At 32.0% G+C, this 363-nt stretch carries 1 pseudogene; it reads right to left on the bottom strand.

Going from position 1 to position 363, the window contains the following annotated elements:
- Positions 1-363 (bottom strand): annotated as a pseudogene (locus tag G3997_RS04195) (beta-ketoacyl-[acyl-carrier-protein] synthase II); the annotation flags it as partial.

The raw sequence follows: 363 nt of genomic DNA, 5'->3' as shown, positions 1-363 counted from the left end.
TATAAATCCTTCTTGTAAAGCCTTAATACAAGCAATTGATTCTACAGCTCCAGCTGCACCTAATAAGTGACCTGTCATAGACTTTATTGAAGATATAGGTATGTTTTTAGCATTTTCTTCAAACACATTCTTAATAGCTCTAGTTTCATATAAATCATTATATGGAGTTGAAGTTCCATGAGCATTTATATAAGATACTTCACAAGGATTTATATTTGCTTCATCAATTGCATCTTTCATAGCTTTTGATGCACTTTCTCCTTTTGGGTCTGGTGAAGTTATATGATAGGCATCACAAGTAGAACCATATCCAACAATCTCACATAAAATATTTGCATTTCTTTTTAGTGCATGGTCTAAACT

Source organism: Romboutsia sp. 13368 (assembly GCF_018336475.1).
Lineage (GTDB): Bacteria > Bacillota > Clostridia > Peptostreptococcales > Peptostreptococcaceae > Romboutsia.
The sequence above is the reverse complement of the archived record's forward strand: the minus strand, read 5'-3'. Positions and strand labels throughout refer to the sequence as shown.